Annotated in this window: 22 protein-coding genes; 21 read left to right on the forward strand and 1 reads right to left on the reverse strand. The window is 40.8% G+C overall.

What is annotated here, in order from left to right:
- Positions 1-7 precede the first annotated feature (7 nt).
- The 16 genes from F3H20_RS08610 to F3H20_RS08685 all read left to right on the forward strand — a co-directional run bounded on the left by F3H20_RS08610 (position 8) and on the right by F3H20_RS08685 (position 15,989).
- Positions 8-439 carry a phage holin family protein gene (locus tag F3H20_RS08610; RefSeq protein ID WP_149734528.1) on the forward strand — a complete coding sequence of 144 codons (432 nt, stop codon included), beginning with the start codon at positions 8-10 and terminating at the stop codon, positions 437-439.
- A 91-nt stretch (positions 440-530) separates the two neighbouring features.
- Positions 531-1,115 carry an N-acetylmuramoyl-L-alanine amidase family protein gene (locus F3H20_RS08615; protein ID WP_149734529.1) on the forward strand — a complete coding sequence of 195 codons (585 nt, stop codon included), beginning with the start codon at positions 531-533 and terminating at the stop codon, positions 1,113-1,115.
- A 3-nt stretch (positions 1,116-1,118) separates the two neighbouring features.
- Complete coding sequence (locus F3H20_RS08620; RefSeq protein WP_149734530.1) at positions 1,119-1,748, forward strand: hypothetical protein; 630 nt, start codon at positions 1,119-1,121, stop codon at positions 1,746-1,748.
- Positions 1,749-1,939: 191 nt separating this feature from the next.
- The gene (locus tag F3H20_RS08625) at positions 1,940-3,223 is read left to right on the forward strand and encodes a recombinase family protein (protein ID WP_018704653.1); all 1,284 of its coding nucleotides are present in this window, start codon (positions 1,940-1,942) and stop codon (positions 3,221-3,223) included.
- Positions 3,141-4,493 (forward strand): recombinase family protein, encoded by a 1,353-nt coding sequence (locus F3H20_RS08630; RefSeq protein ID WP_394349563.1) that lies wholly within the window; start codon positions 3,141-3,143, stop codon positions 4,491-4,493. Before F3H20_RS08625 ends, F3H20_RS08630 begins: the two co-directional genes overlap by 83 nt.
- 167 nt (positions 4,494-4,660) lie before the next feature.
- On the forward strand, positions 4,661-5,056 hold the full coding sequence (locus F3H20_RS08635; RefSeq protein ID WP_018704655.1) for a hypothetical protein: 396 nt from the start codon (positions 4,661-4,663) through the stop codon (positions 5,054-5,056).
- Positions 5,057-5,131: 75 nt separating this feature from the next.
- Positions 5,132-6,877, forward strand: coding sequence for a DUF262 domain-containing protein (locus F3H20_RS08640; protein ID WP_018704656.1), 1,746 nt, complete (start codon positions 5,132-5,134; stop codon positions 6,875-6,877).
- Between the two features lie 112 nt (positions 6,878-6,989).
- A complete protein-coding gene (locus F3H20_RS08645; RefSeq protein ID WP_018704806.1) occupies positions 6,990-7,292 on the forward strand; it encodes a DUF7225 domain-containing protein in 303 nt (100 codons plus the stop codon).
- Positions 7,293-7,407: 115 nt separating this feature from the next.
- Complete coding sequence (locus F3H20_RS08650) at positions 7,408-7,668, forward strand: hypothetical protein (RefSeq protein WP_018704805.1); 261 nt, start codon at positions 7,408-7,410, stop codon at positions 7,666-7,668.
- Between the two features lie 94 nt (positions 7,669-7,762).
- Positions 7,763-8,242 (forward strand): hypothetical protein, encoded by a 480-nt coding sequence (locus F3H20_RS08655; RefSeq protein ID WP_018704804.1) that lies wholly within the window; start codon positions 7,763-7,765, stop codon positions 8,240-8,242.
- A 499-nt stretch (positions 8,243-8,741) separates the two neighbouring features.
- Entirely contained in the window at positions 8,742-9,716 is a 975-nt protein-coding gene (locus F3H20_RS08660) for a COG2958 family protein (protein ID WP_149734531.1), read from the forward strand.
- A gap of 491 nt (positions 9,717-10,207) precedes the next feature.
- Positions 10,208-10,297 carry a MerR family transcriptional regulator gene (locus F3H20_RS20510; RefSeq protein ID WP_262501608.1) on the forward strand — a complete coding sequence of 30 codons (90 nt, stop codon included), beginning with the start codon at positions 10,208-10,210 and terminating at the stop codon, positions 10,295-10,297.
- 85 nt (positions 10,298-10,382) lie between these two features.
- Complete coding sequence (locus F3H20_RS08670) at positions 10,383-12,014, forward strand: N-6 DNA methylase (RefSeq protein ID WP_149734532.1); 1,632 nt, start codon at positions 10,383-10,385, stop codon at positions 12,012-12,014.
- A 10-nt stretch (positions 12,015-12,024) separates the two neighbouring features.
- The gene (locus F3H20_RS08675; RefSeq protein WP_149734533.1) at positions 12,025-13,068 is read left to right on the forward strand and encodes a DNA adenine methylase; all 1,044 of its coding nucleotides are present in this window, start codon (positions 12,025-12,027) and stop codon (positions 13,066-13,068) included.
- Between the two features lie 11 nt (positions 13,069-13,079).
- Positions 13,080-14,666, forward strand: a complete 1,587-nt coding sequence (locus tag F3H20_RS08680; RefSeq protein WP_149734534.1) for an AAA family ATPase — start codon at positions 13,080-13,082, stop codon at positions 14,664-14,666.
- A gap of 21 nt (positions 14,667-14,687) precedes the next feature.
- On the forward strand, positions 14,688-15,989 hold the full coding sequence (locus F3H20_RS08685; protein ID WP_149734535.1) for an LlaJI family restriction endonuclease: 1,302 nt from the start codon (positions 14,688-14,690) through the stop codon (positions 15,987-15,989).
- Positions 15,990-16,027: 38 nt separating this feature from the next.
- Here the strand turns inward: F3H20_RS08685 and F3H20_RS08690 are convergent, their stop codons facing one another.
- Positions 16,028-17,251 (reverse strand): CGNR zinc finger domain-containing protein, encoded by a 1,224-nt coding sequence (locus tag F3H20_RS08690; RefSeq protein ID WP_149734536.1) that lies wholly within the window; start codon positions 17,249-17,251, stop codon positions 16,028-16,030.
- 581 nt (positions 17,252-17,832) lie between these two features.
- Here F3H20_RS08690 and F3H20_RS08695 point away from each other — a divergent pair.
- The 5 genes from F3H20_RS08695 to F3H20_RS08715 are packed head-to-tail and all read left to right on the forward strand — an operon-like array spanning position 17,833 to position 20,582.
- Entirely contained in the window at positions 17,833-18,156 is a 324-nt protein-coding gene (locus F3H20_RS08695; RefSeq protein ID WP_149734537.1) for an HTH domain-containing protein, read from the forward strand.
- A gap of 39 nt (positions 18,157-18,195) precedes the next feature.
- Positions 18,196-18,591 carry a DUF7768 domain-containing protein gene (locus F3H20_RS08700; protein WP_149734538.1) on the forward strand — a complete coding sequence of 132 codons (396 nt, stop codon included), beginning with the start codon at positions 18,196-18,198 and terminating at the stop codon, positions 18,589-18,591.
- A 16-nt stretch (positions 18,592-18,607) separates the two neighbouring features.
- Positions 18,608-18,904: a hypothetical protein gene (locus F3H20_RS08705; RefSeq protein WP_149734539.1), complete on the forward strand. Its 297-nt coding sequence runs from the start codon at positions 18,608-18,610 to the stop codon at positions 18,902-18,904.
- Positions 18,904-20,034: a DUF2800 domain-containing protein gene (locus F3H20_RS08710; protein ID WP_149734540.1), complete on the forward strand. Its 1,131-nt coding sequence runs from the start codon at positions 18,904-18,906 to the stop codon at positions 20,032-20,034. The genes F3H20_RS08705 and F3H20_RS08710 overlap by 1 nt, the downstream gene beginning before the upstream one ends.
- Before the next feature lie 2 nt (positions 20,035-20,036).
- A complete protein-coding gene (locus F3H20_RS08715; protein ID WP_149734541.1) occupies positions 20,037-20,582 on the forward strand; it encodes a DUF2815 family protein in 546 nt (181 codons plus the stop codon).
- Positions 20,583-20,589 lie beyond the last annotated feature (7 nt).

The following is a 20,589-nucleotide window of genomic DNA, read 5'->3' on the forward strand; positions in this document are numbered from 1 at the left end:
ATGAGAAATGATTGAGTACACACAAATAGAGCTGCGCATCATGGCCTTGTTTTCAGCCATAGGCGCAGCTTTTTCCTTTCTTGTCGGCGGTGTGGACAAGCTGGTTACGGCACTTCTTATTTTTGTTGTGATTGATTATGTGACCGGGCTGATCGCCGCGTGGAAGACGGCAACGCTGGACAGCAAAAAAGGCTTTGAAGGGATAAAGCGCAAGGTCGTTATGCTGCTGATCGTCATCATGGCCCATTGGATCGATGCCAGCATTTTTGGCATCAGCACCTGCCGGTCCATGGTGATCTTCGCGTATCTGGGCAATGAAGGCTTGAGCATTATTGAGAACTTGGACCGCATGGGGTATGGCGAGTATATTCCCGCATTTATTCGGGAGAAGCTGGTGCAGCTAAGAAGTGAAAAGAAGTCTTTCCGAAAAGAACCATAGCGGCCGATTGATTTTGCTTTCTGCATAAAATGGCGCTAAAAATATGCAGCAAGGGCGTGGGTAATAGAGTGAACGAAAGGGGATGCTGAATATGAAAGTGGTAATCGACCCTGGCCATGCGGGCCGAAATATTGACCCTGGTGCGGTAAATGGATCAACGGGCCTGCAGGAGGCGGATGTTGCGCTGGTGATTTCGCGGCAAGTAGCAAACTATCTGCTTAATGTAGGGTATGAGGTGAAACTAACCCGAACCGAATGGGAACAAGAAGAAACGGATGATCTAAGCTATCGGACAGCACTGGCGAATGACTGGGGCGCCGATATTTTTATTTCTCTTCATTGCAATAGCGCAGCGAACGAGAGCGCTGAAGGCTATGAGGTCTGGACATCTCCAGGACAGACGGAAGGGGACAGGCTGGCGACGTGCATATACAAGCAAATTGCTGCTGAGTTTCCCGATCGGGCAGGGAGAACGGATTACTCTGACGGTGATCCCGATAAGGAGTCGCGCTTCTATGTATTGGTCTATACCGACGCTCCTGCCTGCTTGGTGGAAATGGCGTTTATTTCAAATGATGAGGAAGCGGCCTTGTTGGCAAACGCCGCGTGGTGGGACCGGTATGCGAGGGCAATTGCGCGGGGAGTGACGGATTACACGATGATGCTGGAGGGATGAGGTATGATCCAGGTACTTCAAACTTGGAAAGCTGTCTTTAAGCAAAACAAGTGGCTGATAATGCTCGTTGTTTTCTTCCTATTAATAAGCGCAATGCTTTTCTGGCTTTGGCAGCGTTCCCAGCAGGCCGAGGAAAAGTACCGGCAGGCTGTGGTGCTGCAGCAGGAGCAACTAGAGCAGGTTCAGGAGCTTGGCAAAGCGCTTCATATCTCACAGATGAACGCTAAGGAACTGCAGGCGGCTTATGACGAACTGAAAACTAAGCCGCCTGTTGCCAGTTTTACCGTAAAAGCGCCTTCTCTGGAGGCTGCGGCTGAGCAGGTTGCGGAGAGGATCAATAAACAGGATGCGACTTTGCCGCCCGCCGCGCTGGAAAAGACCGACCGGACGGCTGTGGTCAAAAACGATACGGACTATAAAGTGGACGTACTGAAGATTAATCTGGACAAATCTTGGGAACTTTCCGCAGGAGTAGGAAGCCACTGCGGTGATGCCTATATTCCGCTTGGGGTGCAGCGAAACTATGCTTCGCATAAGGCTGTGGCGGCGGAAGTGCATCTGGTGCCGGAAGAACTAGCGAGGGGAAAAATAAAGACCTCCGGTTGGGAGGTCAAGCATGTTTGGCGCTATTAAGGCGGCGGATACTACGCAAAGAAAATCTAAGATACAGGTCGGGCAGATAGCAATTTGTCCGGCCTATATTTTTTAATGTTTTCTGTTTGGATTGACTGATTATTTGACCTGGTAGAAACAGTTGCAATGCTTGACTTACAAGGCTTTTAGAGTGATATATGGTACTACCAAAAAGGAAAGGAGGTCGCATTATGCGAGTGAAAATTGTTACACCAAAATCAGAGTTGTTGGAAGTTAAAAAGCTTAAGGTATGTGCGTATGCCCGTGTATCATCGGATAGCTTGAAACAGGAAGATTCTCTTGAGAACCAGACTTCCACATATGAAAGGCTGATTTCATCCAACCCTGATTATGAGTTCGCGGGGGTGTATGCGGATCAAGGCATTTCAGGTTATTGTGAGAACCGCCCTGCATTCCAGTCGATGCTTGAAAAAGCAAAGAACCATGAGATAGATTTGATTATAACTAAGTCGGTTTCCCGTTTCGCTCGAAACACAGTCACTGTATTAAAGGTGGCAAGAGAACTGAAGGAACTTGGAATCGGGATTTTCTTTGAAGAACAGAATATCAATACTTTATCAGGGGACGGTGAGATGATGCTTGCCGTCCTCGCTTCTTTTGCTCAGGAAGAATCTAGAAGCATGAGCGAGAACAATAAATGGACAATGAAGAAAAAATTTGAGCGTGGTGAAATTATGGTGAATACCACCCGCTTCATGGGATATGACAAAAATGAATTCGGAGAGCTGGTCATAAACCGTGAACAGGCTAAGATTGTCCGCAGGATTTTTGATATGTATCTCAGTGGAATAGGGATGTTCCGAATTGCAGCTCTATTAAATGATGAGAACGTACCGACTATTACAGGCGGGAAGTGGTATGAAGGAACGATCAGAGGAATGCTCAAGAATGAAAAATACAAAGGTGATTGTATTCTTCAAAAGTATTACACCCCCGAAAACCGAAGGAATACAAGCGTTAGGAACAACGGTGAAGTCCAGAGTTATTATATTGAAGAAAACCATCCGGCTATTGTCAGCAAGGCAGAATGGGATAAGGTGCAGCAGATTATGCAAAGACACAAGGAACAGCGGAAAATTGCTGCGGATGGTACGGATAAGTACAAAAACCGCTACCCACTTTCGGGTATTCTCATCTGCCCTTATTGCGGTAAGGCATTAAGGCGAAAACAGGTATACAACAAGAGAATAGAATGGTGGTGTTCCACATATATTCACGATGGAAAAACTGCCTGCAAGGGCGTTAAAATATCGGACGAGGAAGCATCAAAACAGAATATCACAGAGCCTACTGTGGTTGAGGAGGTAAAAATAAATGGCGAGAAATATTACAGTTATACCAGTAAGGAAGAATTCGACAGGGGTATCAGAAATAAACCAAGCGACCGCCCAAATAAAGATGGCGGCATACTGCCGCGTATCCACAGACCAAGAAGAACAGCTATCAAGCTATGAGAATCAGGTGAATTACTACAAATCCTACATTCAGCAAAATCCTATGTACGAGTTTGCTGGCATATATGCAGATGAAGGAATTTCTGGTACGAATACGAAAAAGCGTGAGGAGTTTAATCGCATGATAGCTGATTGCAGAGCTAGGAAAATTGACCGTATCATCACAAAATCCATCAGCCGCTTTGCGAGAAATACACTCGATTGCCTGAACTATGTGCGTGAATTAAAGGAGCTTGGCATTGGCGTCATATTTGAAAAAGAAAACATAGATACTCTAGATGCAAAGGGAGAGGTGCTTCTTACGATATTGAGTTCCTTGGCTCAGGATGAATCAAGGTCGATCTCAGAGAACTCCACATGGGGTATTCGCCGACGATATGAAAGCGGAAAATTTGGTATGAGCACAAAGCGTTTTCTTGGTTACGACGCCGATGAGAATGGTCAACTAGTGGTAAACCCAGAACAGGCAAAAATCGTGGTAAGACTTTATGATGAGTATCTTTCGGGTAAAACAGTGGATTATATCAAGCGTACTTTTGAACGGGAGGGTATAAAAAACTGGAACAGAAAAACCGTGTGGCAAGCCACGACCCTGCAGAGCATGCTCTGTAACGAAAAGTACAAAGGCGATGCTATTTTGCAAAAAAGCTATACGGTAGATTTTCTAAGCAAGAAACGTGCAAAGAACCAAGGGGAAATTCAACAGTTTCATATTGAAGATAACCATGAGGCCATCATAGACCCTTTGATTTGGGAAGCAGTACAGCTTGAACAGGAGCGCAGAAGAAAATATATTGAAGAACACGGTACAAATTCATATTCTCACAAACCAGAAACAAATCCCTTTGCTGGCAAGATAGTCTGCGGAACTTGTAACCAATCTTATGCAAGGAAAGGCTGGAAAACAGGAGATGTATACCGTAAGGTTTGGCAATGCCAGGAACGATACAAAGTCAAAGGCGTATCAGGCTGCACGAATCGCCATATTGATGAAGAGGTACTTGAAGAGGCATTTAAGATGGCTTGGAACTTGTTGCTTAAAAATAGAGAGGAGACAAAAAAACGATGGCAGTGTTTTGCTGAATTTGGCAATCCCTTAGAGCAGTACAGAGCAGTGCAGTTTGCGGATATTACGGAGAATGCCAAGTACATCACGGATTTTGATACGGATTTCATGCTGAATACTTTGGACCACATCGCCGTTTTTGAAAGCGGGAAACTGGTTGTTGCTTTTATGGACGGGACAGAGATCGAATGTGGCGGCGAATAAACTAATCATATAATGGCGGCTGACTTGGAACGAAAACGTTCTGGCAGTCGCCTTTTTTTATGTGCAAATGGATAAAGTGGTCTTATTTACAAAATAAGTACAAATGTTTATACAAATATGTTTACAAATGTTATGGGCTGTGATATTCTCATGTTGAGGTGATGGAGATGGAAATCAACATTAACAGTTTGGTATCTATTGAAAAAGCAATGAACGAAGCCGTGGCTGTGTTTAAAACTGTTGATGATGTAGGTAAAGTAATTATTCTTAAAGACAATAAGCCGGCCTACATCATTTTAAAGTATGAAGAAAACACTGAAGTACCGGTTAGTGCCCTTGCAGCGAAGACCACACATACGTTACAAGAGGCTATGAAGATTGTATTGTCCGAAGCTACAAATCAAACGCTTCATGCCTCTGAATTAGCTGATATTATTTACGATAGAAGGCTGTATGTACAGAAAAATGGCGAAAAAGCCAAAGCCAATCAGATGAGAGCACGTTGCGGCCATTATCCGGAGATGTTCGAGGCATTGCCACGCAACTATATCAGGTTGAAATAGTCCTGGGCTATCACAAGATTAGGGAAAAGAACAATCCAAAATATAGTTTATTATTATATCTAAGGAGGACGTAATATGTCTTTTCAAACGCCGCTTACCATATGTGAAGTTATAAACGATGTTCATTCAAAGAAATACTTGCTGCCGTCCATTCAAAGAGAGTTTGTGTGGGGTCCAGAGCAAATAACAATGCTTTTCGATAGCTTAATGAGAAATTATCCAATAAATTCATTCTTATTCTGGAAAGTACCAAAAGAGAAAGCGTCAGAATTCAAGTTCTATGAATTTTTACGTGATTATCATCAAAAGGATAACAAGCATAATCCTAAAGCAAACATTAGCGGAAGCGATGATGTAATGGCCGTACTTGATGGGCAACAGCGATTAACGTCTTTGTACATAGCGCTTAAGGGAACATATGCCAACAAGATCGCATATAAAAAATGGGACAACCCTTTGGCTTACCCGAAAAAAAAATTATATATCAATCTACTGGGAGCGCCTGAGGATATTTCCTACAAGTATGAGTTCGAGTTTTTAACTGAATCAGAGGCTACCGAGCAGGATGACGACCACCACTGGTTTCCGGTTGGAAAGATACTGGACTTAAAAGAGCTATCGGATGTAATGGATTATCTTATAACATCCGGATTAGCAGCCAATCCCGACAAGGAAAAAGCGCAGTGTGCCAATAGAACATTATCAAAGCTGCACGCTGTCATACATGTGAATAGGATTATTAGCTACTATCTTGAGCAAAGCGCAGAACTTGATAAGGTGCTTAATATCTTTATTCGTGTAAACAGTGGCGGCACAACGCTAAGTTATTCTGATTTGCTTTTATCTTTTGCAACTGCCCAATGGGAAACAAGAGATGCCCGTGAAGAGATCAACGAATTTATTGATGAAATAAATCAAATCGGCAGAGGTTTCAATATTAGCAAAGATATTGTGCTAAAAGCCTGTCTGGTACTTTGCGATATTTCGGATATTTCATTTAAGGTTGATAATTTTAACCGCACTAATATGCTCTTGATTGAAAAAGAGTGGGATAACATAACAAAGGCTATCCGTGATGCAGTTACCCTTATCAGTAGTTTTGGGTTTAGCAGAGAAAATATAACATCTAACAACCTGATGATTCCTGTGGCATATTATCTTAAAACTATTGGTTTACCTAATAATTTTGAAACCTCGACATCAAGAATAGGGGATAGAAAAAATATTAAGCTGTGGTTTGTATCTGCTTTATTGAAGAGGGTATTTAGTTTTGCTCCAGATGGCGTGTTGAAACCTGTTAGAGAAATCATTAAAACTCAATCAGCGAATGGATTTCCAGTTGATGCTATTTTTGCCCAGTTCAAAGGTACAAATCGTGCATTGCAGTTTACAGATGATGATATCAATAATCTTCTTTATTCCAAATATGGGCATGGCGATACATTAGTTATTCTTTCAATCCTGTATCCTTGGGCCGATTTAAAGCATAATTTTAATGTTGATCATATGTTCCCTAAGAGTGAATTTACAGCTAAGAAATTGAAAGCAAAAGGTGTACCAGATAGCAAAGTTGATGATTTTATTGCAAATCACAATTATATTGGAAACCTCCAGCTACTTGAGACAATACCTAACATTGAGAAGAAGGCAATGGATTTTGATGCCTGGTTAAGCCAAAAGGTTCCTGCTGGTGAACTTCCAGATTATAAGAAAAAGCACTATGTTCCCAATGTAACTCTTGATTTTAGCAGCTTTGACGTATTTCTTGAAGAACGTGAAAAACTTCTTATTAAAAAATTGGAAACCGAGTTGCGCAACTGATAGGGGACAAGTAATAAGGATGATCTTGCAGAAGTTGGGAAAATCGGATAAAAACATACGAAAAGTTAATATCCTCAGGTGAAAGAATACTTATGTATAGGCGGTGAAATGTATGACAATTATTGAGAAAGTAAGAGATACTTTTGCCGATTGCGAGTTAGGCGCTATTTATGTTACAAGTGAAATTATTGCTATGGTAAAAGCAAAACATGGAGTAAATGAAGGCAGTATTATTCCAAGTGATTATTGTTATAATCTTACCAATAAAGGTAAATTGGCAGATGCTTCCTTAGAGAAATTTAAGATACTTGAATGGCTAGCTAGAGGTAAGTACAAATATTTAGGGGAAAACTATCCGTATACAGGAGTTGTCATCAGTAATCCTCGCAAGAACCCTATAAAGCAGGTATTATAATGAGTGATAAACCGAAAAAATGAATTTTGTTTTAAGGAATAAACTTGTGTAGCAAAAAAACATGTTAACCAAGAAAAATTGAACGAAAGATAATTATATGCGTGGAGGTGCTGGAATGGCACAAAGTGTTGTAGTTAAAAAAGATGAAAAGGTAAGTAGTATTTTTGATTTACTTGGTGTTGATTGTACCTGTGATGATTTTACCAAAAAATTCAAAGAAGAATATCCAAAAGACTGGAATAGAATCAATAAAGTCTATCAAGACCATGAAAGACGAGACACTAAAGGCAAAGGACATCCTATGCCAGAGCCAAACAAGTACATGGAGAATATGTATAAGGGGGGAAAAGAAAAATACAAAAAACTTACCGATTAAAAATTTATTGTCGCACAGTGTGAATTTATACTTGAATCTTTCTGCTTTTAGAGCATTACTAATTGATAACTACAAAATCAAGGAGTGATGCATAATGGCAATTAACGAGCAAACAAAAAGTGAAATCAGAGCACTTCGCTTACAGGGTTATGGCTACCGAAAAATTGCTGGTGAAATAGGAATTTCGAGAGATTTAGTCAGAAATTATTGCAAGACAAACGCGCTGGATGGATTAGGCAGTAGTCTTATAAATGTTCCCAGATGTGCTAATTGTGGTAAGGCAATTGAGGTTAAACCAACAGGCCGACGCCGTAAATATTGTTCTGATAAATGCAGACATCAATGGCAAGAGGCGACCCCTCTCATGCATGAGCATAGTTGTACATATTGTGGTAAAAAATTCACCAGCCCGGCCAAAGTAGCCAAGTATTGCTGCCATAAGTGCTTTGAGAGAGATCGGTTTTGGCGAAAAGAAGATGTGCAAATGGTGATGGAATACATTGAAAAGGAAGAACCCGTTCCTAATGCACCCGGATGGATTAAGAAGCTAATCAATGGTATTTTGGATGAGTAATAAACTTCTTTTCCACCCCTTTTGCAGAAGAGTACTCCCCATTTGACGGGGGTGAGTTGCAGTAAAATCCACCTTTGGTGGGGTAGCATTTTTGGATATACTCATTCGCAAAATATGTTCTGCGAAAATTTATAAGGAAAATGTGATGACGCACGTTGAGTGTGTTGCGTTGATAGAGCGCGAATAGCCTGATTTCAAAGAGTTTGCGGGCCTTGTGGTAATTTAATACGTGTGTATTATGTTCGCCTAGACGTTTTATTCTGGGCGATTTTTTGTTTAGGGGGGTATCGTCTTTTACACGATATTACACTTTTTCGCAAAATTGTTGGAGGATTTTATATAACCGGTATGGAAGATTATAGGAAAAAACATCTGATTAATAAATGATACTTAGAATATGGCAGTGTAGATGATAGATTTACTAAGTTCTTGAGATATTTAGTCAATATCGAGCGTTTTTTGCAAAGTCGCCTGTAAACCTATGAAATGGGGTTAAAAAGTGAAATATAATTTTTATGATTTGGCAAAAGATACTTTGAATACTGTAAAACAGCCACTTTCTATCAATGATATTTGGGCAAAATCTGTGGAGTTGGGTTTTGCAGCCAAAATCAGTATTACAGGAAAGACTCCCTGGAAAACGTTGGGGGCAAGAATATATACGGACATAAAACAAAATTCTGATACAGAGTTTATTCAGGTCAGTAAAAGACCCGCGAAATTTTATTTAAAAGATTTGTTCTTAACTAACAGTTATACAAAGGAGAATAGTAAAGTAGAATTAAGTTCAAAGCCCTCATTTCATGAGAGGGATTTACACATTTTATTATCTACTTTCGTTTTGTCAAATCCTCATTTTAACTGCTACACAAAAACAATATATCATGAAAAATCTAAAAAGAATGTCAAGGGTTCAAATAAATGGTTACATCCTGACTTAGTTGGTATATATTTTCCTTTTGAAGAATTTCAAAATAATACCTTAAAATTACTTGAAGTACTTAAAGAAAATCCATATAAGTTGTTCTCATTTGAAGTGAAAGTTGAAATTGATTTTAGTAATCTGCGTGAATATTATTTCCAAGCAGTCTCAAATTCTAGTTGGGCCCATGAAGGATATTTGGTAGCGCTAAGTATTAATGATGATCCTGCTTTGATTGATGAAATACGTAGGCTAAACAATGCTTTTGGTATTGGTATCATAAAACTAGACCTATTAAACATTGAACAAAGCGAAATTCTTTTTTCTGCTAAAACTAAGGAGTTTTTGGATTGGGAAACGATTGACCGCTTAACTGAGGAAAACAAAGATTTTAAGCAGTTTATTGATGATTTAATGGAAGATATCAAACTTGGAAAAGTTAAAAGTACGTATGACAAGACTCTAAATGCAGATGAATATGCGTTATACATTGATGCTAAAGGAATGAGCGCGAACCTGACTATCCCGGTAAGGGGAGTGGCCAATCGTTAACTGGACAAGCTTCTTCAAGCAGTTTATGTAGGCAATTACTATGGCTAGAGAAAATTTTCAGGCGTACTAAAGTGATGAATTATATGAGCATAGTAGGTAATTCATATAAAATGTTGTTACGTTTCTGTTACGTAACTGAATAATAATTTTGATTTTGTATTTGTGGTTATATTCGCCTCGACTTCGGTCTGGGGCGACTTTTGTTCTTATGGGGACTTTTTGTATTAAAATGCGTGAATTGAAAAGCTATCATATTATCTTATGTTTATTAATGGCAAATCATATTTAATAATGTTTAATGGATTTTATTCATAGTTTTTTTATTACTATTTTTATTTATGTATTGTATAATAAGTAGTTGAAATTATCATCATTACCAGTCTAATGGTCGAGGTGAAGAAAATGAATGAAAAATGGTCAAGCCTTGAAGAATAGCTAAGTACTTAGGTGTAACTAAGGATACAATTCGTAACTGGATTAAAAAGACTGACATTCCAGCTCATAAAATCGGGCGGCAATGGAAATTTAAAATTTCAGAAGTGGATGAGTGGATTAAAAGCGGAAAGAGTGCATTAATTTAAAGCTTTCTCCGTAAACAAATGCTTTTTGTTATTAGATCAGTAGTAGGCGTTTTTTTATAAGTTTGTTGCTTGGAGGCTATGGCGGATGATTCCCACTAAGAAATATGGTGTAGTTTATACCCCGAATAGATTAGCGGATTTTGTGGCTTCTTTAATTAGAAAAGAAGCAGATAAAGATAATTATCAAATACATACTGTTCTGGACCCGGCTTGTGGTGAAGGGGCTTTGTTGGAAGCAATGAAACGGACTGGAAAAAGAAATGAAAAGTATTATGGAATCGATATCGATAAAAAGGTTATTTCTAATCTGTCCGTACAAAACGATAATAGTTTTGAGTTCATTTGTAAAGATGCAATACTTCCTCCAAAAATCAAAGGACAAGCTGCAGTATATTGGCGAAAAAAGTTTCCTAATATATCTGCAATTATTGCAAATCCTCCTTGGAGTTCAGAAAAAATATATGATAGGCAACAATTGTCGGCTGCAGGATTTAAAATGAATGCGGGGCAATATGATAGTTATGTGTTGTTTTTAGAGTTGGCATATGAGATTTGTGACGAAGGCGGATACTTTGGTTTCATTATTCCAGACTCGCTTTTTGAGAGCCAAAACGAAAACTTACGACGTTTCCTAGCGGAAAAGACTCAAATTAGGGTTATTGCTAGATTAGGTGAAAAAATTTTTGAAGAAGTTAATAGAGCGACGACAGTAATTATATGTAAAAAAGCAATTCCAGCGGAAGATGATGTAACAATGTGCTTCCGTCTTAATACAGACCAGAGAAAACAGTTTCTTACCTCTGATATTTATCTCGAAACCTTCTATGACAAAGAAAAGCATCCAGTCAAGCAGGCTCGTTTCATTTCTAATGATAGTTGTAGTTTTGACGTGGATACTCGATCAAATGAAGAGGACCTACTTGCAAAAATCAGATCGGATTGTATAGATTGGGAAGAGACGTTTATCTTTGGGCGTGGGGTTGAGATATCTAAAAAAGGTGGTATCGCTAGATGCCCTATGTGCGGACATGCACAAGGCTATACAAAGGCACAGTTTGCGGCTGGAAATAAAAAGTGTGTCTACTGTAATGAAGATCTTCCTTTGAATGATGCCACATTAAAGAGCATTGTCCAGGAGACTCCTTTTGATGGTTGCGAACGAATTCTAGTTGGCGAGCATGTTAAGCGCTATCGGATAATTGGAGAAAGCTTTATTGAGTTAAATATTCCTGGAATCAACTATAAGAATGAGAACTTATATATTCCCCCAAAACTATTAATTAGAAAGACTGGTTTGGGTATTTACTCTTGCGTGGATTATAGTGGTGGTTTAACAAGTCAAACAGTGTACATTATCAGATACAAACAGGAAAGTGACGCACCACCACTTGAGTATTATTTAGCTTTGCTTAATTCACGGGTTGTGTATTATTACTATCTCAAGGTGTATGGGGAAAATGAGTGGAAATCTCACCCTTATTTCACTAAGAAAATTATTTTCTCGCTGCCATTAAAAGCCTATACCGGGGACGAGCTTGATAAAGAAATTATAGGTTTAGCAAAAGCACTTTCAAAAAAATATTCATATGAAACGGATTTAGAATTGGAAGGGCTTGTCATGAGGCGTTATAATATTAACCCTGCCGAACATGACATGATCGCTGAAGAAATGAGGCGCTTGCCTGACTTAAGTGCAGTTAATGGCATGAAATTTTAAGGAGACAACGATGTATAGATATATAGGAAATAAAGCAAAATTATTGCCATTTATCATGGATAAAACTAGGGAATTAATTGGTTGCACTGGGGTTGTTGCTGATATTATGGCTGGAACCGGATCAGTATCATTAGAGTTCAGAAGGCAAGGCTATTCTGTAATAGCCTCAGATATTATGACTTATTCTTATCACCATTTAGTAGTAAACTTACTTCTTAATGAATCCCCTGCTTTTGCAGGACTTCGCCATATTCCCTTTAACAATACAACTCCATATGAAGCGGTTATAGATTACCTGAATGCCTTGGAAGCAAAAAAAGGCTTTTTCTTTAATGAATTTGCGCCTGATGGTAAGCCTGAAAGCAGTTGTGATCCACGCAAATACTTTACGTCTGAAAATGCAGCTAAAATCGATTGCATTAGAGAACAAATTAATAGTTGGATTGATTTGAACCAGATTACGAATACCGAAGCTTCGTTGTTAAAACATACGCTCATTATGGCTGTAAATAGAGTTGCAAATATTTCTGGCACATATGGATACTTTCTATCTGACTTCAAGAAGAATGCTTTGGAATCAATTATTCTTACACCTATCCAATTTGATGAGACAGAGAATGTTAACCATACAGTTTTCCAAGGTTTTGCAGAAGATTTGGCTGAGAATATTACTGCAGATTTATGCTATATTGATCCACCCTATATGAAAAGACAATATGCTGCCAATTATCACATATTAGAAACTATTGCAAAAGGTGACTTTCCGGATGCAATTGGAAAGAGTGGCTTACGTGATTGGTGGGATCAACATTCAAAATTTTGTACAAAAACAAGAGGTATTGATTCTTTTGAGAGCGTTATTAGCAAGATGAATTGTGATAAATTCATCATTAGTTATAGTGAAGATGGTCTATTCTCTTTACAACAGCTTATGGAGTGCTTTGCAAAGTATGGTAGTGTTGATGTCCAGCACATAGATTATAACCGTTTTCGTAGCAATAACAGCCCATTACCTAAGAAGTTAAAGGAATACATTATAACAATACAAAAATAGGAGGATGCGTCATGGAGTGTATAGATCGGATTTTTTACCGAAAAATTAATCCATCAGATTTTAAGAAATTGTACGATATTGATAGACCCGCTACTGGTGGCGGGCAGACCTACCTCGAGGCTGCGGGAATAGACACCGAGGAGTTAGTTAGCTTCCTTTCGAGTGGTGAAATGTCGGACAGCCCCTTACCAAACGAGAATCGTCACATATATACAATTAATGCTTATGTATTGGGACAAGACGGTGAGGCTACCAAATTAGAGTTTGCACCTAGAGGAGGCCGGAACAATTACCGTATTAGCCGTCAAACCAGCCGTCAAAAACATCCAGCTTGGAGAATTGATAATGGTTTCCCGGAGCCTAATAGAGGTGAAGGTGGCGAATATTTATCAGAGGCTAGTTTTGAGGGGATTATTGATAACCTGATTATAACAATCGTAAGGACAAATTATAATAAATATTATGCAAGTTTTATTACTGTAGATAGACTCCCCGATAGTTGGCCTCAAGGGATTGGCTTGGAAAGCATTTTTGAAGATGAACGGCGTGGAGTGTTAAACATTGCTGCACATAGGATTCCCTTTATAAACCAAAAGGAAAACCCATTTGGAAGACCAGAAGTAACTATTAATAACAATCAAAATATTATTGCTGCGAGAGTTACCGGAGGGTGTAATACGCTTCTATATGGCGTTCCTGGGGCTGGTAAAAGTCATACTGTAAAAACAGAATATTGTAATAATCCGTTAAAAATGGAACGTGTAGTTTTTCACCCGGATTATACCTATTCTGATTTCGTTGGACAGATACTGCCCAAAGTTCTTGGAGATCGTATAACATATGAGTTTATTTCAGGACCTTTTACCAAATTATTGGAAAAAGCGTATAACAACCCTCGTACTGAATATTATCTCATTATTGAGGAAATAAACCGTGGAAACGCCCCTGCAATTTTTGGTGAGGTTTTTCAACTTTTAGATAGAGACGAGAATGGAAATAGTGAATATGGTATTTCTAATTCCGATGTGGCAAAAATTGTCTATGACGATGAAACGCACCTTGTTTCCTTGCCGTCCAACCTCAACATCCTTGCTACAATGAATACATCGGACCAAAACGTATTTACGTTGGATACGGCATTCCAACGCCGTTGGCGTATGCGGATGATTGAGAATAATGTCACTCGTGCAGAACACGCTGATACAAAGATTCTTGATACGGATATCACATGGAAAGTATTTAATCATATTATTAATTCGCAAATTTTAGAAAATAATGTAGCTATATCTTCTGCTGAGGATAAGCGTCTGGGCGCATACTTCGTTGGTCCGGCGGATCTAGTGTTCAATCCCGATGAGGATGACATGGAAAAGGATGCGTCGTTGCGTAAGAAGGCCGCTACAGACAACAGCCGTTTTCCGGAAAAAGTACTCAAATATCTTTGGGACGATGCATTTAAGTTTTCTCGCCCTTCAATTTTTGTTGATCAGTACCGTAGCCTTGAGGAAATCGTCAAGAAATTTAATGGTAGCCGAGGGCAGGAACGTTATGCTATCTTTAAGCCAGAGATTTTTTCCCAGGTAAATAACCGTTCTTAGAATTAGTAAAGGAGAGCGTGTATGGCAGCAATAGTTGAAAATGACCTTAGACAACGTTGCCGTGTCAGCACTAACCTGGAAGGAGATACTTTTGTAGGCATAAAATCGGAAGGAGATGGAATTTCAGTTTGCTTTCCTTTGGGATACAGATTGCCTAACGATGATAAAGAGCTCCGCCAGGATGTGGTTAAACTGATCATGGTGCTTTCTAAGTATGCAAACCGAAAGGATCAGCGCCTTCCGGTCAATCAAATGAAAAGACCAGAAACAGTAGATTTTCCGATCCAAGCGTATATGTCTATTATTAGTGACTATATGGGAAATGGATATTTTACAGAAAACGAAGTGCGTTACAAAGAAAATCGTCGGGGGAAAATTAGCTGGACAAGAACAATAAAGCATCAGAAGGCCTTGCCACAAGGTAATTCTTTTGTATATTTAGACTACATTGTAAAAGATACTGTCTCTAATGATGAGAGCCTTATCTCTTTAGTTCATGAGTACTGTGTATATGAGAGTTTCCAAAAATTGGGATGGCTATATACCGCTACAATGCCAAAAGAGCCGCGCTTACGCAGGTTTGATAAACCAATGTTTTCCACGATTGTGTTCGATAAATTAGGACAAACCTTCAACGACAAGCATAAGGAACTGTTTAACAGCATGCTTGCTATGATAAATTACCTTGGAGATAAAGACGTTCCACAACAGTTTTATTTTGGTACCGAGCGTTTTGAGTATGTTTGGGAGAAGTTAATTGACTTTACTTTTGGTGTAAGTGACAAAGATAGGTATTTTCCCAGAACTACTTGGCATTTGCGTGACGGAGGACAGAAAGATAATAAGGCTTTGGAACCGGACACCATAATGCTTTCTGGAAAGAAAATTTACGTGCTAGATGCCAAGTATTATAAATACGGTGTAACTGGAGTACCTGCTCACCTACCAGAGTCGACATCTATCAATAAGCAAATTACATACGGCGAATATATTGCAACCGAGTTTGGCGAAGATATAACCGTATATAACGCTTTCCTAATGCCGTTTGATAGAACCAAAGAGCGTTTCGTGACTGCGTTACATATGAAAAACATTGGTGAAGGCACTGCGGACTGGAAAAGAAGCGGTAAGGAATATGAACGGGTTCAAGGTATCCTCATTGATGTCCGAACCCTTATGCACAATGTTGTGAGAAAAAATCACAATGAAATTATTCTTCTTTGTGAAGAAATCGAGCGAGCTTTTAAAGAAAAGACTACAACTACAGCTGCGTTCCCAATAGCCCCTGAAAACGAAGGAATAGAAATATTAGTGAATATATAAAAATGGCAAGAGTCAGCATACCGCGGCTCTTGCCATTTTTATTGTTGTGATTGTTTTTTCTGCCTATGTCGTCTTTGTGACGCCGCATTACGGCAACTGTCATCACAATATCTTTTCTTACTATTTGTAGTACTTATCCTAAAAAAACCTCCGCAAGTAGGATTCCCACATTGTCTGTAAATTACCATATTGGAATCCATATAAAAGAGCGAGAAGTAAAGTCCAGCTATATAATCAGGTATATACCATGAAGCAGACATTCTGTCGGTATCATAATCCGGGGTTATTGCACTAATAGCATGGTCGATTTCTGTTTTTAAGGTTGTTTTAGCAATGTCAATAAGGGCTGTTTTCATTGAAGCATCAAAGAATTTTTTATACCTTTCGGTGACATCTGATTTTGAAAACTTTAGTAACCCACATGGACCAATATTACAAATCGGGGATATATCACTTTGAAAATGAAAGAAAAATTCCACCACTTGGCGCTCGCGTGGCGGTAAACCGAGCGCATTTTTGAATAAATGCCGTATTTCATGAAACGCAATGTCGTTGGAATGCAAAGGATTACCAAAAGGATCTGTATCGTTAAAACCTGGGTAATACTCTGTAAAATACAGCTTATAATCGTTGCCTTTTATACCATCTGGTATAAGAAAGTACTGATCAGTCGCATCAACTTCTTTAGAAGGGTAAATGGGCAAATCGTTGTCGGAAGATAAATCTGTATTTTTTATGTACTGCCACATTTTGTGAGGGCAAGTATCGTAGCTCGCGTTATTTAAAGAAGTTATAGTTACTGGTTCAGTAAAAAGAAGATAGCAAACTAAATATAGGATTGCCATATAATCTTTTTGTGGTTCTTGTATTTTTGTCATTAACTTAATTGTATACTGCATTCGCCGGATAATAGTAAAAAGATCGTCACTTTTGTAGCTTTCATACATGGTAGATGAAATAGGGATAATGAACCCATATTTTTCAAAATAATTTATCAAACGGTCTAAATTCCCGTCTGGTAAAGAAAGCAATTCATCAAGAACAGCATCGTTTGTAACTGACCCTGCAGAATTTATACGAACCATACCACGTTGTGGTGTGTAAGCAAATCGTATAGGTTTTGAGGGGTCGCTTTTTATTCTCAGCCTTTTAAGTGGGCGACCATCATCAGTGTGGTTTATATCTATACGACAGTCGCTTTTGTAATTTGTAAAGGTAAATAAGTTACCTGACATTGTTAAAAACTCAGTGTTTGATAACATGGCGCCACCTCTAATAATTAGCTTATATAAGTAATTATATAAGTGTTTACAATAAATTGCAAATTTTTGTCAAGTAAAAAATATCCGGTTGCTAATTATTAAGAATAACAGTAATGGTTAGAGTGATTATTTTGAAATTATATATAAAAAGTAATAGATTTTTTTGGAAATGTTCTTATTTTTTGCATCTAATTACAATAAAAGTAGGACAGGCAAGTTCCTAAAACTTGATAAAAGGAGGACAAGCTGATGAAAGACATTAAGAATTGTGCTGGGAAACTAGTTTGCCGAGTAGATCCGAACACACAGCTAGTTGAGATTGTACACAAGGGAATTGTGACAACAGTCCGTTTTCTTCCGGAGAACCAAATAGAAGTAATCAGTAGCGAGTATAAGAAAACCGCCTGAGATATAGTGCATCCACAGAGCTGCTGGACGGCCAGGATGAATACCCAGTTTTTAGGGTGTTCCCTGGTTGTTTTTTTATGGTTTCGCGAAAAAGTTTTTTTAAATAGGAAAAGAGCCTGCCTATTTAGTTTTTATCCTTAAGTCACAGAGCAAAGGAAGGAGGTGAGAAAGCGATGGGGCCAAACGAAAGACGCCAGGAAATCATGGAAACCCTCTGCCACAGACGGCAGGAAACAATGAATAATTTGGCGTTTGAGTTTGGCGTCAGTATCCGGACCATCCGGAACGATATTGACATCCTGTCGCTTTCTTATCCTCTGGAAACTGTGCGCGGTCGTTACGGCGGCGGTGTCCGAGTTATGGACGGGTTTTACATGAACCGCAAATACCTAAAGCCCGAACAAAGGGATTTGCTGGTGCGGCTAAGTACGAACCTGTCCGGCAAAGACCTCGCCGTAATGAACGGCATCCTGCAGGAGTTTGCTCTGAATCAATAACACGGGCTGTACGCCCGAATGCAGAAAGGATGCAATGAGATGAAAAAAGTTTTTGTGTGCTCCCCATACCGAGGCAATATCGAGAAAAACACGAAAAGGGCTGTTTTTGCCGCCAGGGTCATTTGCAACTGCGGCTATATCCCTGTAGTGCCGCACCTCTATTTCACGCAATTCCTGAATGACGAGGACCAGTTTGAAAGAATCCGCGGCATCGAGTACGGCATTGAATTGATGAAGGAGTGCGACCAGCTGTGGCTGCTCGGTCCGGAAATCAGCAAAGGGATGGAATACGAACTTGAAATCGCCAAGGAAATCCGCATCCCAGTCATTCTGTACGATGAGGAACTTCGGCGGCTTAATCCGAAAACGCTGGTTCTTGACGAGCGTGTGGACGATCGGTTCCTCAGTATTATCAAGGGACTCAATTGTGAGTAGGAAAGGATGAACAGTTATGAGCGAAGTGTATTTAACCCTGGCTGACGGGTTTGAAAAACTGGCGGCAGGTTACAGAGCCTTAGCCGTCCAAGGTGCCGGTGCTCAGCCTAAAGAGGAAGTTCCCGCAGCGGCTCCTGTGAAGGAAAGCAAGGATATCGGCATCGAGGCGGTCCGCGCTGTTCTCGCTGAGAAAAGCCGGGATGGCAAGACCCGCGAGGTCAAGGCCCTCCTTATGAAATACGATGTCGGCAAGCTTTCCGGCGTAAAGCCGGAGGACTACGCCGCCCTGCTGGCTGAAGCGGAGGTGCTTTGATGGGCGGCAAGCACGCAAGATTTTCCCCGTCGGCGGCAGGCAGGCGTTTGAACTGTCCTCCCTCGCTGACGCTGGAAGAGCAATTCCTTGATGAGGAATCCGAGTATGCGGCAGAAGGTTCCGCCGGCCATGCGCTGGCGGAGCACCTCATCAAAAAGCATCTGAAACAAAGAAGCAATCGTCCTACATCCGCCTATTATACGGACGAGTTAATTGAAGCCGTGGACGAATACGTCTCCTTTGTCATCAGTGAAATTGAGGAAGCCAAGCGCATCTGCAATAATCCGGTGTTTTCCGTTGAACAGCGGGTGGACGCTTCGGACTATGTGGACGAATGCTTCGGCACAGCGGATATGGTTGTTGTTACCGATAAGGTGGCGCACATCATAGACCTCAAATTGGGCAAAGGAGTGCCGGTATATGCCGAAAGCAATCCGCAGCTTATGATTTACGGCCTTGGAATTCTCTGCATGGCCGAACTGCTCTACGATGTGGAAACCGTCCGCCTTACCATCTTTCAGCCCCGCCTCAACAATTCAAGCACCTGGGATATATCGCCAGATGCGCTTAAAACATGGGGCGAGGAAGTGTTAAAACCAAGGGGCGCCATGGCCCTAATGGGCGCCGGAGAGTTTAAGGCCGGCAGCTGGTGCCGCTTCTGCAAAGCAAGAAACCATTGCCGTGCCAGAGCCGAAGAGTTTCTGGCGCTGGCCAAGATGGAGTTTCGCCAGCCCGCTCTTCTGTCGGACGACGAAATCGCGGAGGTCTTGAAGGTATCTGACGAACTGGCCAGCTGGGCATCCGACGTATATGCCTTTGCGCAAAACCAGGCCATTGTCCACGGCAAGGAATGGGACGGCTTCAAGCTTGTCGAGGGACGGAGCAACCGCAAGTACACAAGCGAGGACGAGGTGGCGGAAGCCGCTGCAGCCGCCGGATATACAGACATTTACAAGCGCTCCTTGGTGGCCATCACCGAGATGGAGCGGATCATGGGCAAGCAGGACTTCAGCCGTATCCTTGGGCATCTGGTGTACAAGCCGCAAGGCAAAATCACTCTGGTGCCGGATTCCCACAAGAGAGAAGCCATCAATAAAACTACCGCCGCGGCGGAATTTCAGGAGGTTTAATCATGAAAAATCAGTCTACCGCTACTAAGGTCATCGTACCCTGCCGTTTTTCCTACCTGCATTGCTGGGAGCCGGATTCCGTCAACGGCGGAGATCCTAAATTCAGCGTTTCGGCCATCGTGCCGAAGAGCGACACCAAGACCGTGGAAGCCATCAAAGCCGCAATTGAACAGGCAAAAAAGGATTCTGTCTCCAAGTGGGGCGGCAAGATTCCCGGCAATCTCAAAACCCCGCTTCGCGACGGCGATATCGACCGCCCCGATGACGAAGCCTACAAGGGCTGCTATTTTTTCAACGCCAACAGCCGGCAGGCTCCACAAGTGGTGGATGGCAAAGTACAGCCCGTTCTTGACCAGAGCGAGGTATACTCCGGCTGCTACGGCCGCATCAGCGTGACGTTTTACGGATACAACTCCAACGGCAACCGCGGTATCGCGGCAGGCCTTGGCAACATCCAGAAGCTGAAAGACGGAGAGCCGTTGGGCGGCGGTCGCCCCAAGGCGGCTGATGATTTCGACACGGTCGATGAGGAAGATTTTTTGGCCTAAGAACTGT

Source organism: Propionispora hippei DSM 15287, assembly GCF_900141835.1.
GTDB classification, from domain to species: Bacteria; Bacillota; Negativicutes; order Propionisporales; family Propionisporaceae; genus Propionispora; species Propionispora hippei.

Coding starts and splice junctions, on each gene's coding strand:
- F3H20_RS08610 (WP_149734528.1), top strand. CDS start 8: ATGATTGAGTACACACAAATAGAGCTGCGCATCATGGCCTTGTTTTCA.
- F3H20_RS08615 (WP_149734529.1), top strand. CDS start 531: ATGAAAGTGGTAATCGACCCTGGCCATGCGGGCCGAAATATTGACCCT.
- F3H20_RS08620 (WP_149734530.1), top strand. CDS start 1,119: ATGATCCAGGTACTTCAAACTTGGAAAGCTGTCTTTAAGCAAAACAAG.
- F3H20_RS08625 (WP_018704653.1), top strand. CDS start 1,940: ATGCGAGTGAAAATTGTTACACCAAAATCAGAGTTGTTGGAAGTTAAA.
- F3H20_RS08635 (WP_018704655.1), top strand. CDS start 4,661: ATGGAAATCAACATTAACAGTTTGGTATCTATTGAAAAAGCAATGAAC.
- F3H20_RS08640 (WP_018704656.1), top strand. CDS start 5,132: ATGTCTTTTCAAACGCCGCTTACCATATGTGAAGTTATAAACGATGTT.
- F3H20_RS08645 (WP_018704806.1), top strand. CDS start 6,990: ATGACAATTATTGAGAAAGTAAGAGATACTTTTGCCGATTGCGAGTTA.
- F3H20_RS08650 (WP_018704805.1), top strand. CDS start 7,408: ATGGCACAAAGTGTTGTAGTTAAAAAAGATGAAAAGGTAAGTAGTATT.
- F3H20_RS08655 (WP_018704804.1), top strand. CDS start 7,763: ATGGCAATTAACGAGCAAACAAAAAGTGAAATCAGAGCACTTCGCTTA.
- F3H20_RS08670 (WP_149734532.1), top strand. CDS start 10,383: ATGATTCCCACTAAGAAATATGGTGTAGTTTATACCCCGAATAGATTA.
- F3H20_RS08675 (WP_149734533.1), top strand. CDS start 12,025: ATGTATAGATATATAGGAAATAAAGCAAAATTATTGCCATTTATCATG.
- F3H20_RS08680 (WP_149734534.1), top strand. CDS start 13,080: ATGGAGTGTATAGATCGGATTTTTTACCGAAAAATTAATCCATCAGAT.
- F3H20_RS08685 (WP_149734535.1), top strand. CDS start 14,688: ATGGCAGCAATAGTTGAAAATGACCTTAGACAACGTTGCCGTGTCAGC.
- F3H20_RS08690 (WP_149734536.1), bottom strand. CDS start 17,251: ATGTTATCAAACACTGAGTTTTTAACAATGTCAGGTAACTTATTTACC.
- F3H20_RS08695 (WP_149734537.1), top strand. CDS start 17,833: ATGGGGCCAAACGAAAGACGCCAGGAAATCATGGAAACCCTCTGCCAC.
- F3H20_RS08700 (WP_149734538.1), top strand. CDS start 18,196: ATGAAAAAAGTTTTTGTGTGCTCCCCATACCGAGGCAATATCGAGAAA.
- F3H20_RS08705 (WP_149734539.1), top strand. CDS start 18,608: ATGAGCGAAGTGTATTTAACCCTGGCTGACGGGTTTGAAAAACTGGCG.
- F3H20_RS08710 (WP_149734540.1), top strand. CDS start 18,904: ATGGGCGGCAAGCACGCAAGATTTTCCCCGTCGGCGGCAGGCAGGCGT.
- F3H20_RS08715 (WP_149734541.1), top strand. CDS start 20,037: ATGAAAAATCAGTCTACCGCTACTAAGGTCATCGTACCCTGCCGTTTT.